The organism is Eisenbergiella sp. OF01-20 (genome assembly GCF_003478085.1).
In the GTDB taxonomy this organism is placed as follows: Bacteria; Bacillota; Clostridia; order Lachnospirales; family Lachnospiraceae; genus Eisenbergiella.
Map to the genome: position 1 here is coordinate 231,986 of NZ_QUES01000002.1, position 15,760 is coordinate 247,745.

Here is a 15,760-nt window from a genome sequence, read left to right on the forward strand (position 1 = left end):
AACACCTCTCGATCCGCCTGGGCGGAAATTACAGTTTCATTTTCGGATCCAGCGCATCCCGCAGGCCGTCCCCCACCAGGTTCAGGGCCAGAGCGCTCAGGGCGATAGCTAAACCGGGAAACAGAAGCAGATAAGGCGCTGTCTTCATATAATCCCTTGCCGTACTGAGCATAACCCCCCATTCCGGTGTGGGCGGCTGGACACCCATGCCGATAAAAGACAGACCGGCAGCCGTCAGCATCATGGAGGCGACCGACATGCTGGCCTGGATGATGATTGGCCCCATGGCGTTTGGCAGGATATGCCTCATAATAATGGTAAAATTACTGCTGTCACAAGCCCGTGCCGCCATGATATATTCCTGCTCCACAATGGACAGAATAACCGATCGGACAATCCGTATAAAGCCGGGCAGACTTACAATAGTCACCGCAATCAGCAGGTTCCGCATGCTGGATCCAAGCGCCGCCACTACAGCCAGGGCAAACAGAAGACCCGGGACACAGTTGAGCACATCACAGATACGCATTACCACACTGTCAAATTTCGAACCATATATCCCGCAGCAGGCCCCGATAAGGCCGCCCAGCAGCAGGGAAACCGCCGTAGTTCCCACCCCAAGGGAAAGGGAACGCCTGCTTCCGTGGATGATCCGCGCAAGCATATCCCTGCCGAACTCATCCGTCCCCAGCCAGTGGAGGGCGCAGGGCGCCATCAGCCGGTCCCCGGGGTTTTGGGAGATCGCCGCTTCATAGGGGATCAGCAAATCCGCAAACAAGGCAAAAAACACAAATACCGCAAGTACCGCAAGACCTGCCATAGCCGCCTTATTCTTTCGGAACAGCTTCCAGGCATCCGCCGCATTGCTGCTTTTTCTTTTCTTTTTCTTCCTATTATCCATCTTTACCTCCACACCGGCAGCGCCGGCCGCCGCAGTCAAAAGCCATTTTCTTTATTTAACCACCTTTTCCCGGATGCGGGGATCAATAACCGCATACAGGATATCCACCACCACCATCACCAGGCAGAAAAAGGTGGACAGGAATACGGTGGAAGACATAACTACCGGAATGTCCTTGCTCCGGATGGCTGTCAGGATGTAATTCCCCAGGCCGGGTATGGCAAAAACCGTTTCACAGATCACCGCCCCGCCCAAAATGGAGCCGAAGCTGGTTCCCATTACGGTAAGAACCGGAAGAAGGGCATTTTTCAAAGCGTGCTTCCATACCATACAGACAGGCGTACATCCCTTCGCCTTTGCCGTACGCATATAATCCTGCCGGATAGCCTCCAACATGGTGGTACGGGTAAGCCGCATCAGCTGGGCACTTCCTCCCGCCGCCAGTGTCAAAACCGGCAGGATATAGCTTTTCCATTCCGCGATCCCATGGGTCGGCAGGATTCCCAGCTTCAGGCCGAATACATATATCAGCACCATTCCCAGAAAAAAGCCGGGGATGGATGCCAGCAGAATTGCCGTTATGGTGCTGAAGGTATCCGCGAAGGAATATTGTCTTACCGCCGACAGAATCCCAAGGGATATCCCCGCAATGGAGGACAGCACAAAGGAAAAGAAACCCAGCTTCAGAGTGACGGGCAGCTTGGTGAAAAATTCACCGGTAAAGGGCTGCCTAGTCCGGTAAGAGGTTCCCAGATCTCCCTGGATTAAATCCCCTATATAGGAAGCAAACCGCACCAGAAAAGGACGATCATAGCCCAGCTCGTGATTCAGTGCATCCACCGTTTCCTGCTTGGCGGAAATCCCCAGTATCTGTCTTCCCGGATCTCCCGGCGTGAAATTCATAATAGAAAAAACAATAAACAGGACCCCCAGCAGAGTCGGTATGATAAGGAGCAGCCTTTTTAATATGTACTTCAGCATTCTACATTTCTCCCCTGTCGCAGCAATATATGTCGGATATGCATTATTTTCATAACGCAAACTTCAACACTTTATCGTAACATAGTCATATAATATTGCAATATGCGGCATCTGTCAACAATTAGCCCCATCTATGGTATAACTTTTATTCATAGCATTCATGATATTTTTACAAATGCAATCCGGTTGTTTTCATGTATAATATTAGATATTTACTATGTTTGGTCATTTTATTTTTTGTTACACGTTAACGTGAACAAATGGATACAAAACGAGGAGGACTTTATGACTTACCGCCTGTTCCGGCGCATCCGGTTCCAATACCGGTTCCGACGGTATGGCGGCATCCGCAACCGACGGGGCGGAAACGTCACAGTCTGCCGGAAGGACGGATTTAAATATCCGCATCGGCGACGCGTTTAGTACGGTGGATCCCCACAACCTGTCACTGAATGCCGACATGGGCCTTTGCCGGCAGATTTACGAACCCCTGTACTGGCTCAACGACAGCGCAGAAGAAGTTCCCATGCTGGCAACGGAATATTCCGTAAGCGAAGACGGCCTCACCTGGACCTTTAAACTGCGGGAAGGCGTTACCTTCCAGAACGGAGAAGCCCTGAAGGCCAGCGATGTGGTTTATTCCTATGAAAGATGCTTCGACAACGCCTATATGCAGGAAAAGGTGGAAGCCATAGACTCCGTAACCGCTCCCGATGATACCACGGTGGAGCTTCATCTGAAATACCAGTTTTCACCCCTCATGGAAAAAATCGCATCCATCGGTATCATCAGTGAAGCCTTTGCAGAAGAAAATATGGACGACCAGGGCCTTCTCGGCTTTCATGCCTGCGGAACCGGAGCCTATTCCCTGGCAGAGGCTATTCCCGATGTCAGTGTGACTCTGGAAGCATACCCCGGTTACTGGGGAGGCGAAGCTCCTGTCAAAACCCTTCATTTTGAACAGATCACAGACGATACCACAGCCATTACCGCTTTCGAAGCCGGAGAAATTGACGTAATGGGTGTCCCTTCCGCCAACTGGGAGGAGATTTCCGCCAACGATGCTTTTGAAACCTCCGCCCGCCCCTCCAATCATGTGGTCTATCTGATCTTCAATACGGAAACGGAACCTTTCAATAATAAAGAACTGCGTCAGGCGGTTGCTTATGCCGTAAACCGCCAGGATATCATTGATGTGGCCGCCGACGGATTAGCTGACCCGGCATCCACTCTGGCCACCTCTTACATGTTCGGTTACACCGAGGACCACATGTCCTACGAATATGATCCCGAAAAAGCAAAGGAGCTTCTGGCACAGGCCGGCTATCCCGACGGGCTGGATATCGGAAGCATCAAGACTATGGGCGGCTCTTATTTTGAAAAGGTGGTTCAGGTTGTCCAGGCGGAGCTTGCTGAAATCGGCATCACCAGCACCATTGAAAGCATGGACGGAAACAGCCTGGTAAACGACTGTATCACCGGCAATTTTGCCATGGCTGATATGGGGCAGAACCTGAGCCTGGATTATGACTTCCTGAAAACATACTTCAATGAAGAATATATCAACGGCCTGAATATGGCACGTTTTTCCGACAGTCACATCCAGGAGCTGTTTGATAAAGGCGCTTCCACCACAGATAAAGAAGAACGCCTTGCCATTTATAAAGAAATTGAGGATTTAACCCAGGAGGCCTGTGCATATGTCCCTCTTTATAATCTGCAGACTACTACCGCCTGGAACAAGGATCTGAACTACTCCCCTTCCATAACCGGCGTTCTTTATAAAGACTGCAGCTGGAAATAACTTTACGCATCAGTCAAAATGCATGCGGCCGCGGCCGCGGAATCGAGGTTGCCATGATAGACCGAAAGGAACTCCAAAAGAAAGCGGAAGAACTGATAACACGTTATCAAATCCCCTCCGTCAGCATCACTTATTATCAGAACGGATGCTATGAAACCGTAAATGCCGGTTATAAGGATGTGGAAAAGCAGATCCCCGCCGATGCGGATACCCTGTATTCCATCGGATCCTGTACCAAATCCTTTACTGCCGCCGCTATTGCCGTGCTCTGCGATAAAGGCCTGATCCACCTTGAGGATCCGGTGGTAACGGTGCTTCCGGAATTCGGTATGTATGATTCCTATGCCGGTTCCCATCTGACCATCCGGGATATGCTCTGCCATCGCTGCGGCCTTCCCCGGCATGAGCTGGCCTGGTATCCCCGTCTTTCCCAATATAACGAAAAACAGATGATCGATATGCTGCGTTTTCTGAAGCCCAACGAACCGTTCCGTTATAAAATGCAGTATCAGAATATGATGTATACCCTGGCCGGTTTTGTTATCAGCCGGGCAAGCGGCACCACATGGGAGAAATTCGTACAGGAAAACCTGATTGATCCGCTGGATATGGGCCCCATTTCTTACGATGCCCCCCAACTGGAGACCTTTGAAGGACGAGCCAGGGGCTACCGTTTCTTTGAAGATGGGGACATCCCCGGCAACAGGCAGGTCCCCTATTGCCCTCTCTATACCATGTGTCCTGCCGGCTCCATCAGCATGACCAGTACACAGCTGGCTAAATGGGATGCCCTTTTCCTCAACAAAGGAAAGGCTAACGGAAAACAGATTATCTCCGAGGAAATGTGTACCCAGATGTTCTCGCCCCAGATGCTCCTTTCCGATCCTATTGCCGCCCCTCTTCAGGGTTATCTGGACATGTGCTCTTACGGACTGGGCTTTTTCGTGGAAAATTACCGGGGAACCAAAGTGGTACAGCACGGCGGCCACATAGACGGTTTCATCGCCGACCAGTGTTTTGTCCCGGATAAGGATTTCGCCTGCTCCGTGCTGACCAATTCCGAAAATCCTTATGGAGCCCGTGTAATCCGCTATCTTCTTCTGGACGAGGCCCTCGGCCTGGAACCGGTGGACTGGATCGGAAACTTCCTCAGTTTCCATAACGACATGAAGCAGAAACAGGCAGAAGCCCTCACCAGCCGTGACGCCGTGAAATCCCAGTCCGGCGAATACCCCTGTCCCGCTCCGCTCTCCGCCATCTGCGGCTCCTATGCAGATAACGGCTACGGAGATATCACTATCCGGGAAGAGGAGAACGGCCTTGCCCTGGAGCTGGGAACCCTCACCCTCCACGGCTTCCACTGCCGCAGCCAGTATTTCCTGTTTACCGAAGAGCATGTGCTTCCCGGTGTACAACTGGAAGCAGAAGCAGAAATCGACCGGGAAGGAAACGTGACCGCCTTTTTGGCAGCTATGGAACCCACAACAAAAGAAAAAATCCGTTTTATAAGAAAATAGCTTTACCGCACATAAAAACAGCCTGCCGCTCCCTTTTTACAAAGAGATTCCGGCAGGCTGCCGTTCCGTTCATTTCCGTTTTTTCGGCTGCTGTCCAAGGTTCTTTCCCGCGTTTGGATATCCGGCACCGCGCCCTGTGCATTCCCTCTATAACCCAAATGCCTATTTTCCCTTATTATCGCTTCCCGATCGAGTATACTCCAAAATATCCCCGGGCTGGCAGTCCAGTACATCACAAATGGCATCCAGCGTGGAGAACCGGACAGCCTTTACCTTTCCGGTTTTCAGGTTAGACAAATTTACATTGGAAATTCCAACCTTAGCCGCCAGCTCATTTAATGACATCTTCCTGTCTGCCATAACACGATCCAGCCTTAGTATTATCGCCATATATCTCTCCTGTTTCTAAACGGTCATATCCGAATTATTCTGGTATTTATAACCATAACGCATCAAAAGTGCAAAGACAAGGATAAAAAGGCCCGGAAAAAGATAATTCCCATCGAACATACAATGTCTTCCATTTGCCAGGATTTCAAAATTCGTATAATACCCGTTTATCCGCGGGAACAGAAAAGAGGAAACAAACATCAAAACACCTACTGCTATCCCCAGACGGTATAATGCACAATTAAACGGTCTCTTACTGATTGCTATGGAAATAAGCATCAGAAAACACAAACACAAAATTATGCAGTACAACATCTTCCGGTAATACCTGACTGTCAATTCCATATCACTAAATACATCCGTTCCCGGCAAGGATGTAAACACAGGGAAATAAGCCAATACCATTACTCCGGATAAAAAAATAGCAAACCCCAGCAATATTTTAAATCCAACAGTCAGCCGGATTGGTTTCTCCTTTTCCCGGTAAATAATAGGCGATTCTCCGCAACTGCCCTTTTCACTTTTCCAATCAACGGGAGCGGTCAGCTTCTCCGTTTTCTTCCCTTTTCGCTTAAGCCATCCATAGAGACCTTCCATATCCATACTTCTACCTCCCTGTTAAAGTGTTTGATCCGCAAACTCCACCTGTTCTTCCGGCTGCCCGGCTTTATAACAAAATTACCTGCTCCCGCTGTTATCTTCAATACATAAAACAGAAATTTCTCAGCCCTATTTCCTCTTGTTCATAGTTATAATTATCCTAATATGAAATACAAGGCATGGTATTTTACTCTTATTTCTTTCTTCCTCGTTTTACCTGTGAATTTATTACCATCCATTATTATCCTTTAGATACAATATAGCATATAAATTTAAACTCTACAACAATTTATTTAATGATTATCATTAAATTTTTAACAGTAAACATTCTAGTTGTTTTATATTTTAAAATATAAAAAGGCCTCCAGGTTTCCGCTCCCTTATCCTGTCCCGTCAATACACAGAACCCGGGACAGGATAAGTCCGCCCATACCAATCAAATTTTTTTCACCTTTGCACTCCCCTCTCAGCTGTGATAAAGTAAAAACAACAGACTCAGACTTCGCAGGTGCCAAATGACCGTCCGCCCGCTGCCAGAGCGGTATCCCCGGGACTGAAAAGGAATTTTCACCAGTGCCTTTCGAATTACTTTAGTAATTTACCATGGAGATAAGACCGATCAAGCGTGTCAGCCTCACCTGACACGCTTGATGCCCTCGGGCTTATCGGAATGTCCGGTCTGACGGAATGGCGAAAATCCTTTTCAGTCCCGGGGATACCGCTCTGGCAGCGGGCGGACGGTCATTTGGCACCTGCGAAGTTTGAATAACAGATTTTTAGAAGAAAGGATAGATATACCATGAAAAATGCAGAAGAGCTCCGCCGTGCACTCCGTGCCATCGATCATAAAAGCTACCCCGCTTATAAGGATCTCAAGGGCAGCTATACCTTTGGAACCTATACCCTGTCCATCGACCATGTACAGGGGGATCCCTTTGCTTCCCCTTCCCGTCTGAGCATCCTTGTAGCCGGAAAGACAGCAGGTTTTCCGGCCTCTCTCTTTGATACCAGATATAAACGGGTGGCTCTGCAGGACTACCTGAACCGCCTTTTCTACCAGGAAATCGAAAAATATACCTTTAAAGCCAAGGGTTCCGGTAAAAGCGGGCTCATCAGCGTCAGCAGGTGCGGCCAGGAAATTCTGGAACGTTCGGCGGTAACAATCCACCCGGAAAACGGAGGTCTTCACATCCGGCTTGCCGCGGGTTTTCCCGCAAACGGAAGAACCATCAATGCCTCTCAGCTGGAGCGGATTCTTTTTGATTTCCTGCCTGTGTGTGTGCAGACGGTCTGTTTTTATAAAAAACTATCCCCCGCCAGGGTGCAGGAGGTCATCCATCTGGCTGAGGATCAGCATTATATCCGTACCCGGCTTTCCGATCTGGATTTGTGTGCCTTTGTGGCAAACGGAGCCATCCTGCCCAGACAATCCGGCGTATCGGACAAGCCTATGAAAGACGGGATCCCTTTCACTTCCCCCGCCTCCATGGAGATCACACTTACACTCCCTCATCACGGTCCCCTCACGGGGATGGGTATCAAAAAGGGAATTACCCTCATTGTAGGAGGCGGTTACCACGGCAAATCCACCTTGCTTGAGGCGCTGGAGCTGGGCGTTTATAATCATATTGCAGGAGACGGCAGGGAATATGTCATTACCGACGACAGCGCGCTCAAAATCCGCGCTGAAGATGGAAGAAGTATTAAGAAAACAGATATTTCCATGTTTATCAACAATCTGCCCAATGCCAAAGATACCAAGGCCTTTTATACGGAGGATGCCAGCGGAAGCACCTCCCAGGCCGCAAATGTCATCGAGGGAATAGAAAGCGGGACTTCTCTTTTCCTCATTGATGAAGATACCTGTGCCACCAATTTCATGATCCGGGACGAGCTGATGCAGCGGGTGGTATGCCGGGAGGAAGAGCCAATTACCCCGTTTATTGAACGGGCCCGTTTTCTTTACGAAACCTGCGGCATCTCCTCCATTATTGTTGCCGGAAGCTCCGGCTCCTATTTTCATATAGCTGATGCCATCCTTCAGATGGATCGCTATGTACCCAGGGATATAACCGCCTTTGCCAAAAAAGAAGCGGCGCTTTATGCGGACAGGAATCCGGAAAATCCCGAAGCCGGGATGCCCCAGATTCTTCCGGATCCGGCACTGCCCTCCTTCCGCCGTGCTCCCGGCTATAATCCGGCCCTCCGAAGGGACGATCGCCTTAAACATAAGGCGCATGGCAGGGAGACAATCCAGCTGGGGCACGAGACAATTGACCTGCGGTATCTGGAACAGCTGGCCGATACCGAACAGACCGCCGCCCTTTCTTTCATGCTGGCCCTTGCGGAAAAAAGCTTGTTCAACGGGCAGACAAGCATGAAGGTTCTCGTGGATTCCCTGCTTTCTCTTATAGAGAAAAAAGGGCTTGAAGCCCTGTCTGATTCCTCTTACCTTCCCACGGATCTGGCTGTTCCCAGGAGACAGGAGATCTTTTCCTGCTTTAACCGGTACCGGGGATTGAAACTATAAAAGGGAAAGAAACGAAGATGAAGCTAAATTAAGAATTGGCTCCCATATGTTCGGAAGCAAAGAGCTGACAAAATACCATCAAACGCCGGGGATTATTCCGGATCTGCTAATGTAAAAGATTATAGGAGCAGACATCTCTACAGCCACTGAATAAAAGCGGTCTTGTCAGCACTGTTGTATCCGGCATTTTCATAAAAACGGAGGGTCTCCCCATCCTTTGCCCCCGTAAGAAGCATCATTTTATAACAGCCGGCAGCTTCCGCCAGGTCTTTTGCATAGGCAAGACAGGCGGAGGCCAGCCCTCTCTTCCGGTAACTGCAGTGGGTAACCACATTTTCTATCAGTGCATAAGGCCTTCCCTGCCTCGTTAAATTAGGCACTATCACACAGACGCAGGAAGCGGCGAGCCTTCCCTCTTCTTCCGCCACAATAATATGGTGGCTGGGATCCGCCATAATCTGCTTCCAGGCTGTCTCCAAAGGTTCCCTGTCATCCGGCAGCGCCTTCTCGTGAAGGAACAGGTAAAGTTCCAGAAGCTCCTGTAAGTCTGTCTTTCGTGCTTCTCTAATCACCGCAGCTCTCCTCCGCCATTTCACGCATCCTCTCCGTATAAGCCTCATTGGAAAAACCGGCCGCCCTCTTAAGCGCCGCTTTCCGGTATTTCTCATACAGCTGAGGATTATTCAGCAGCCGCAGCATCTGCTGCGCCAGACGTTCTTCCTCCGGCGTGATAACCGAAGCATCCAGATTTTTTTCCGTTTCCAGATTGGGAATCAGAATGCCGTAGTCCCCATCCGTATATTCCTCTTTCCCCACATAAGCCCGGAAATCTTCCATAAGGATTTCGGCCGGGCCGGTCATACAATTCGTGGAAATTACCGGTTTTCCCAAAGCCATAGCTTCCACAAGGACATTGGGAAATCCTTCATTTAAAGAAGTCATTACGTAAATGCTCCCCAGCTTCATCCAGGGAAAGGGATTTTTTTTCATACCCGGAAAGCTCACCACATCCGAAATTTTTAAATCCTCCGCCAGCTTCCAGTATTCCTGGAAATCTCCCTCACCTACAATGAGCAGCCTGGACTCCGGCCGTTCTTTATGAACCAGAGAAAAACTTTTCAGCAGATGCCAGAAGCCCTTCACATCATCCTGCCGTCCCATGGATACAATCACGCTGCCGCAGTCCCGGAAGGGCATACGGTCTTCTTCCATATCCGCCTTTTCCTGTTCTTCCCTGATGTCAAAGGGATTATAGAGGGTAACCGTTTTGGCGCACTGAAATTTCTCCCGGATTTCCGCTTCAATAACCCGGGAGCAGCTGATGATTTTATCCGATCTGGAACAGAACAGCTTCAGCAGGCGCGGATTTCCCATGTCCATATAGCTGCGTACCCCGCACCAGGTCTTTCCCGCGGAACGGGAAAACACATTCACCAGATTGGCCGTGGGTCCGAAGCTGTATGCAATATCAATGCCAAGCTCTTTTTTCAGTCTCCTGACTTTACGGCTCCTCCGGAATACATTACGGATTTTCGCAAGCTTTCCGTCCGCCGCCCCCATATGCAGATCAATAACCCGGAGCCCCCTGATATCATAGGCAATATCCCTGGAACTGAAAATCACGATATAGATCTCGTAAAAAGGCTCCAGCAGCCGTGCGGTAGCCACACAGACCCTCTCAAAGCCGCCCTGATGCAGCATAGGTACCAAGAGCATTATTTTTTTCTTCATAGGATTTTCTCCTGCAGATAAATTGTTTCCAACATCTTCACCTGATCCGATACATCGAATCCTGCATCCTTGACGGCCTGTTCCATTTGTTCCCTGGAATACCCCTTCCGTTCCAGTATATTCGCCGCCCAACGGTCTGCTCCCAGGGAAAGAGGCATTGCCTGCGCCAGCCCGGTAATCAGCACCTCCGGCGTCACGCTGTCCGATATGAGACACCTAAGGCCGCTGGCCTGGGCTTCGATTACGGTACCCGGCAGCCCTTCAAAAATAGAAGGGAATACAAAGAAATCCATTGCCTGATAGTAATCGCTTACCTTTGCCTGGTTTCCCGTAAAAATCACGTTATCCAAAAGCCCCTGAGAGGCCGCTTTCTCTTTCACTGCGGGAAGCAGGCTGCCCTCCCCCACCAACAACAGCCGGGATCCGGGCAGTTCTTTATTCACCCTCCCAAATACATCCAGAAGGAAATCATGGTTTTTCATGTGTCCGAAACGCCCCACATGACCGATTACCAATGCATCCGGGGGAATGCGCAGCTGATGCCGCATACTTTCCCGTATCTCTTTATTATAAGCAAAAGCAGAGGCGTCTATGGCGTTGGGTATCGTTTGCACAAGGCCCGCCCGGGCCATCTTTTTCCCAAAAACCGCTTCTCCCGCCAGGTAAGAGCAGGTCAGGCAGAGATCCGCTTTTTTACCCAGATTCCGGCGAAGGATCCGGGTTAGCATTCCTTTCAAACCCGGATCCACTCCTGCACTCCTCGCATGGGCAATGGTAAGCGGCACGCCGGATTTTTTGGCAATGGGAAGATAGATCGACGCCGTACTGGTCATATGTCCGTGTACCGCCCGGTATCCCGGATGTTCCGCAAAAAAAGCCTTCCATGCCTTTCTGTAGGCATGCCAGTTCATCACGCGAAACCGGGGGACCCGATACACATGCCCCCCCAGCCGTTCGATTTCTTCATCAAAAAAACCGGTTTCTTCACTATGGACACAAAAATCGAATTGTATCCTGTCCCGGTCCATATGGCGGTAGCTGTCCATTACCCGGCTTTCCGCACCGCCCAGGCTGGTCCCTCCCAGAACCTGAAGCACTCTTATGGGTTCCTTCACCGGTCATTCCCTCCGTTTCTTCGCATCCGCCCATGAAAGTCGCTTTCCGCGGGGGGGCGGATGCCCTGTAACCGCCACGATACCGGCTCCGATGCTGTGCAGCAAGTGCACGTCACGATCTGAACAATAACATCAGCTTTACCAAAATCCGTTTTCCGGCTGCCTGTATATATTCTGCAAGATTTCCTGCAGGGCTGCGTTTTTCTCCCGGGACAGCCAGTAATTCCCTGTATGAAATAAACTTTTCGGGATATTCTGCAAGCATTCTTTCATACCACAGGATTTCTGAGGGCTTCATAGCATTTGCATGGATCACTAATGTTGTGTAGCCCTTCTTATCACGCAAACACCCCTTCTTTCTTGCGGAGACCGGAAGGAAGGTAAGTCCTTCCCGGCAGTAGGGCTTCTTCCCGAATCCGTCGGTAAGGAAAGAAAATCCGCAGTCCTTCAGAGCCTTTAGTGTATTTTTATCAAAAGTATGCCCGGGGGGCATAAAGATATCCGTGGTTATCCCTTTTTCTTCCAGCTTTTTTTTTCCATGGGAAATTAACCGTTTCTGCTCTTCCAGAGACACCCCTGCATATTCGGAAAAACGGTTCAAGGGGAAAAGGCCTCCCTTTTTGGTGGTATATTGATGCTTACAGCCATGCTGTGCTATCACCCAGCCATCCTTCTCAAGCTCCTTCAGATATTCCCAAAAATCCTCTCTGGGAGCCGCAACCCGCAGGTTTTCATCCTGGTTATCAGGAACCACACCGATCAGCGGGCGGCAATGATATTTGTCAAACACCGCCTTCAGGGCAAGAAAATTATCCCAATTCATGTCCGCCGTGATATCATCCATACGGATCGCTATTTTCATTCCAGCTTATCCCCCGCCTGCAGCGTGCGGCCGCTCTCATATTCCTCAATCAGAAGGGAACCGTCCACCGTACGCACGATCACTTTCCCATCCATGGTATCTATGATCTCTCCCGGAGCATACCCGGAAAAATCCAGCATTTCATCAAAGGGATGGGCACTCCATACCGTCACCCGTTCCTCCCCGCACATACAGAAGGCGCCCGGAAACGGCCTGGTAACCCCTCTCACCAGATTATAAATATCCCTGGTCTTTCCCCGGAAATCAATTTTTCCGTCCTCCGCAGTACGCTTGTTATACCAGCTGCTGAAATCCCCGGACTGCCGGTTAACCACCACATTTCCTTCCCGGAACGCCTCCAGCAGCCTCCTGATCAGACGTTTGGACACCAATATGTTCTTATATTGCAGCGTCCGGATAGTATCATGGGGGGTAATAGAAAACATTTCATTGGCAAAAACATTCGGACTGTCCGGATCCGCATCATACTGGAACAGGTTCAGCACAAACCGGGTATCCCCGTTAATCACGGACCAGTTTAAAGGCGAACGCCCTCTCCCGTAAGGAAGATAACCGCAGCTTCCGTGAAACCCGAATATACCATATTGAAAACGATCCAGCACCGCCTGGGGAATCAGTCTCTGCCACCCCATGGAAATACCGATTTCAAACTCATTTTCCGCAAAAAAACGAGCCGTCTCCTCATCCTTCAGACCATAAGAATGCGTTTCAAAAACAGGAATGCCATACCTCTCCGTCAGATAACCCAGACCTTTATATCCCGAAACCTGATTTCCAGAAAGGACCTCCGGATGAATCGTCACCACCAAATCCACCGGACATATCTTTTCCTGCACATAAGATACAATTTCCGCCGTAGTATCCTTCACGCCGAAAATAACTACCTTCATCTTCATATGCTCCCATCCTTTCCCATACCACCAATCCCCATACACCAATCCTTCCCCGTATCGCTGGCCAATACCTTCCGGGGCCTGCGTCTGTCTCTTTTTACAGATTTTCTTTATACCAGTCAATCGCCAGACGGATTCCCGTTTCAAAGTCATAGTCCGGATCGTAACCCAGATTTACCCTCGCCTTGGTGATATCCGCATTGGAATCCCGGACGTCTCCCCTTCTGGGAGGGCCGAATTTGGGTTCCATTTCCTTCCCCAGCGCTTTGCACAGATCATAATAAATGTCAATGAGGAATTCTCTTCCGCCGGATCCGATATTATAGGCTTCCCCGGCCGCTTCCCCGGAAGCCAGGCAGGCTTTCAGATTGGCTTCGATCACATTGTCGATATACGTAAAGTCACGGGATTGTTTTCCGTCTCCATTAATGGTGGGAACCTCATCGTTAAGCAGCTGCTTCAGGAATTTGGGTATTACGGCCGCGTACATCCCATCCGGGTTCTGCCTGCGTCCGAACACATTAAAATAACGCAGGCCATAGGTATCCAGATCATAAAGCTTCTTATAAAGCTTCCCGTACTCTTCATTCGTACGCTTGGTAAGGGCGTAAGGGGAAAGCACCTCTCCTTCGACCCCCTCTTTTTTGGGGAGGGCGGGATGATCGCCGTATACGGAAGAGCTGGAGGCATACACAAATTTTTTCACACCGCTTTCCCTTGCCGCTTCCATCATGTTCAGTGTGCCGCCGATGTTGTTCTGCTCATAAAAAATAGGCATTTCAATACTTCTGGGAACGCTTCCCCAGGCCGCCTGGTTCAGCACATAATCCACACCGTCGCAGGCCCTTCTGCAGGTTTCCAGATCCTTGATATCCCCTTTGATGAAGGTATATCCCGGCCTGTCCAGGAACATTTCCACATTTTCCTGCTTTCCGGTGGACAGATCGTCCAGGCATCTTACCTGATAGCCCATATCCAGAATGGCTTCGCACAGATTGGATCCTATGAAGCCCGCTCCGCCCGTAACAAGAAATACACTGTCTTTAGCAAACTGCAAATTTTTATAACCCATGTTCTCTCTCCTTATAATCTCCAATAGATATATTCATCTGTCAGGTAATCCTTACGATCCAGAATCCCCTTGATATCAACCAGCACTTTTTTGTCATGGGCCGAATTGAAGTAACCACTGATTTCTTCTCCGGTGAGGTGACTGAATTCTTCATGGGCTACAGCGATAACAAGGGCATCCAGATCCTTCACCGCGTCCTTACCTGCAAGCTTTACGCCGTAGAGCCGCTCCGCCTCCTGTGCATCCGCCGTCTCGTCCACAATAACCGGATCAATCCCATACTCACGAAGCTCCTTCACAATATCGATCACCTTTGTATTTCTGGTATCCGGGCAGTTCTCCTTAAAGGTGAAGCCCAGAATAGCAACCCTGGCCGTTTTTACCGGTATATCGGCTTTAATCAGGTTCTTTACCACATTTTCGGCCACATATCTGCCCATATCGTCATTGATACGGCGCCCGGACAGAATGATTTGGGAATGATAACCCAATTCCTCCGCCTTGTAGGTGAGATAATAAGGATCCACGCCGATACAGTGGCCTCCAACCAGGCCCGGGAAGAACGGAAGGAAATTCCATTTTGTCCCCGCCGCATCCAGTACGGACTTGGTATCGATGCCCAGCTTGTTAAAAATAATGGAAAGTTCGTTCATAAAAGCGATATTAATATCTCGCTGACTGTTTTCAATTACCTTGGCCGCTTCCGCCACCTTGATGGAATCGGCACGGTATACTCCGGCTTCCACCACCAGCTCATATACTTTTGCAATGGTATCCAGCGTCTCTTCATCCATGCCGGATACTATCTTCACGATCGTCTCCAGACGATGCACCTTGTCCCCGGGGTTGATACGCTCCGGGGAATAGCCCACCTTAAAATCAATCCCGCATTTCAGGCCCGATTCCTTTTCCATAATGGGAACACAGATTTCCTCGGTTACTCCGGGATATACGGTGGATTCGAACACCACGATGCTTCCCTTCACCAGATTGCGTCCCACGGTACGGCTGGCGCCCTCCACAGGACGCAGATCCGGCGTATGATCCTCATTTACCGGTGTGGGGACCGCAACGATATGGAATTTCGCTTCCTTCAACTTGGTCTCATCGGCTGTGAATTCCACATTTGCCTGCCTGATCACATCGTCTCCCACCTCTCTGGTAGGATCATATCCCGCTTTATACTGTTCCACCTTCTGTGCATTCAAATCATAGCCGATAACATTGATTTTTCTGCCGAAAGCTACCGCAATGGGCATACCCACATAGCCTAAGCCGACGAGAGAAAGTTTTTCTTCTCCGTTTACAAGTTTTTCATATAATCCCATTTTGACCTCATTTCC

General features: G+C 49.7%; 14 protein-coding genes. 3 read left to right on the top strand and 11 right to left on the bottom strand.

Annotation, left to right across the window (positions count from 1 at the left end; all coding sequences use genetic code 11):
* Positions 1–28: 28 nt before the first annotated feature.
* Both DXA36_RS04620 and DXA36_RS04625 read right to left on the bottom strand, forming a co-directional pair.
* On the bottom strand, positions 29–901 hold the full coding sequence (locus tag DXA36_RS04620) for an ABC transporter permease (RefSeq protein WP_118677117.1): 873 nt from the start codon (positions 899–901) through the stop codon (positions 29–31).
* Positions 902–952: 51 nt separating this feature from the next.
* A complete protein-coding gene (locus DXA36_RS04625) occupies positions 953–1,882 on the bottom strand; it encodes an ABC transporter permease (protein WP_118676794.1) in 930 nt (309 codons plus the stop codon).
* Positions 1,883–2,219: 337 nt separating this feature from the next.
* Between DXA36_RS04625 and DXA36_RS04630 the strand changes: the two genes are divergently transcribed.
* Together DXA36_RS04630 and DXA36_RS04635 are read left to right on the top strand one after the other, a co-directional pair.
* A complete protein-coding gene (locus tag DXA36_RS04630) occupies positions 2,220–3,686 on the top strand; it encodes an ABC transporter substrate-binding protein (RefSeq protein WP_118676796.1) in 1,467 nt (488 codons plus the stop codon).
* Positions 3,687–3,739: 53 nt separating this feature from the next.
* Positions 3,740–5,203: a serine hydrolase gene (locus tag DXA36_RS04635; RefSeq protein WP_118676798.1), complete on the top strand. Its 1,464-nt coding sequence runs from the start codon at positions 3,740–3,742 to the stop codon at positions 5,201–5,203.
* Between the two features lie 162 nt (positions 5,204–5,365).
* On the opposite strand, the gene DXA36_RS04640 is transcribed toward DXA36_RS04635, so the two are convergent.
* Together DXA36_RS04640 and DXA36_RS04645 are read right to left on the bottom strand one after the other, a co-directional pair.
* Positions 5,366–5,593 carry a helix-turn-helix domain-containing protein gene (locus DXA36_RS04640; protein ID WP_118676800.1) on the bottom strand — a complete coding sequence of 76 codons (228 nt, stop codon included), beginning with the start codon at positions 5,591–5,593 and terminating at the stop codon, positions 5,366–5,368.
* Between the two features lie 15 nt (positions 5,594–5,608).
* The gene (locus DXA36_RS04645) at positions 5,609–6,196 is read right to left on the bottom strand and encodes a hypothetical protein (RefSeq protein WP_118676802.1); all 588 of its coding nucleotides are present in this window, start codon (positions 6,194–6,196) and stop codon (positions 5,609–5,611) included.
* Between the two features lie 796 nt (positions 6,197–6,992).
* Here DXA36_RS04645 and DXA36_RS04650 point away from each other — a divergent pair.
* Positions 6,993–8,723 (top strand): ABC-ATPase domain-containing protein, encoded by a 1,731-nt coding sequence (locus tag DXA36_RS04650; RefSeq protein WP_118676804.1) that lies wholly within the window; start codon positions 6,993–6,995, stop codon positions 8,721–8,723.
* A gap of 137 nt (positions 8,724–8,860) precedes the next feature.
* Here DXA36_RS04650 and DXA36_RS04655 read toward each other — a convergent pair whose 3' ends face one another.
* The 7 genes from DXA36_RS04655 to DXA36_RS04685 all read right to left on the bottom strand — a co-directional run bounded on the left by DXA36_RS04655 (position 8,861) and on the right by DXA36_RS04685 (position 15,745).
* A complete protein-coding gene (locus DXA36_RS04655; protein WP_118676806.1) occupies positions 8,861–9,295 on the bottom strand; it encodes a GNAT family N-acetyltransferase in 435 nt (144 codons plus the stop codon).
* On the bottom strand, positions 9,288–10,454 hold the full coding sequence (locus DXA36_RS04660) for a glycosyltransferase (protein ID WP_118676808.1): 1,167 nt from the start codon (positions 10,452–10,454) through the stop codon (positions 9,288–9,290). The genes DXA36_RS04655 and DXA36_RS04660 overlap by 8 nt, the downstream gene beginning before the upstream one ends.
* Positions 10,451–11,569, bottom strand: coding sequence for a glycosyltransferase family 1 protein (locus DXA36_RS04665; RefSeq protein ID WP_118676810.1), 1,119 nt, complete (start codon positions 11,567–11,569; stop codon positions 10,451–10,453). Before DXA36_RS04665 ends, DXA36_RS04660 begins: the two co-directional genes overlap by 4 nt.
* 112 nt (positions 11,570–11,681) lie before the next feature.
* Positions 11,682–12,431 (bottom strand): DUF2334 domain-containing protein, encoded by a 750-nt coding sequence (locus DXA36_RS04670; RefSeq protein WP_118676812.1) that lies wholly within the window; start codon positions 12,429–12,431, stop codon positions 11,682–11,684.
* The gene (locus DXA36_RS04675; protein WP_118676814.1) at positions 12,428–13,348 is read right to left on the bottom strand and encodes a methionyl-tRNA formyltransferase; all 921 of its coding nucleotides are present in this window, start codon (positions 13,346–13,348) and stop codon (positions 12,428–12,430) included. The genes DXA36_RS04670 and DXA36_RS04675 overlap by 4 nt, the downstream gene beginning before the upstream one ends.
* A 94-nt stretch (positions 13,349–13,442) precedes the next feature.
* Entirely contained in the window at positions 13,443–14,417 is a 975-nt protein-coding gene (locus tag DXA36_RS04680; protein ID WP_118676816.1) for an SDR family oxidoreductase, read from the bottom strand.
* 11 nt (positions 14,418–14,428) lie between these two features.
* Complete coding sequence (locus DXA36_RS04685; protein WP_118677119.1) at positions 14,429–15,745, bottom strand: nucleotide sugar dehydrogenase; 1,317 nt, start codon at positions 15,743–15,745, stop codon at positions 14,429–14,431.
* Positions 15,746–15,760: the final 15 nt, after the last annotated feature.

What these genes read in the sequence shown, in the direction of transcription:
- DXA36_RS04620 (WP_118677117.1), bottom strand. Translation starts at nt 901, where the DNA reads ATGGATAATAGGAAGAAAAAGAAAAGAAAAAGCAGCAATGCGGCGGAT.
- DXA36_RS04625 (WP_118676794.1), bottom strand. Translation starts at nt 1,882, where the DNA reads ATGCTGAAGTACATATTAAAAAGGCTGCTCCTTATCATACCGACTCTG.
- DXA36_RS04630 (WP_118676796.1), top strand. Translation starts at nt 2,220, where the DNA reads ATGGCGGCATCCGCAACCGACGGGGCGGAAACGTCACAGTCTGCCGGA.
- DXA36_RS04635 (WP_118676798.1), top strand. Translation starts at nt 3,740, where the DNA reads ATGATAGACCGAAAGGAACTCCAAAAGAAAGCGGAAGAACTGATAACA.
- DXA36_RS04640 (WP_118676800.1), bottom strand. Translation starts at nt 5,593, where the DNA reads ATGGCGATAATACTAAGGCTGGATCGTGTTATGGCAGACAGGAAGATG.
- DXA36_RS04645 (WP_118676802.1), bottom strand. Translation starts at nt 6,196, where the DNA reads ATGGATATGGAAGGTCTCTATGGATGGCTTAAGCGAAAAGGGAAGAAA.
- DXA36_RS04650 (WP_118676804.1), top strand. Translation starts at nt 6,993, where the DNA reads ATGAAAAATGCAGAAGAGCTCCGCCGTGCACTCCGTGCCATCGATCAT.
- DXA36_RS04660 (WP_118676808.1), bottom strand. Translation starts at nt 10,454, where the DNA reads ATGAAGAAAAAAATAATGCTCTTGGTACCTATGCTGCATCAGGGCGGC.
- DXA36_RS04670 (WP_118676812.1), bottom strand. Translation starts at nt 12,431, where the DNA reads ATGAAAATAGCGATCCGTATGGATGATATCACGGCGGACATGAATTGG.
- DXA36_RS04675 (WP_118676814.1), bottom strand. Translation starts at nt 13,348, where the DNA reads ATGAAGATGAAGGTAGTTATTTTCGGCGTGAAGGATACTACGGCGGAA.
- DXA36_RS04680 (WP_118676816.1), bottom strand. Translation starts at nt 14,417, where the DNA reads ATGGGTTATAAAAATTTGCAGTTTGCTAAAGACAGTGTATTTCTTGTT.
- DXA36_RS04685 (WP_118677119.1), bottom strand. Translation starts at nt 15,745, where the DNA reads ATGGGATTATATGAAAAACTTGTAAACGGAGAAGAAAAACTTTCTCTC.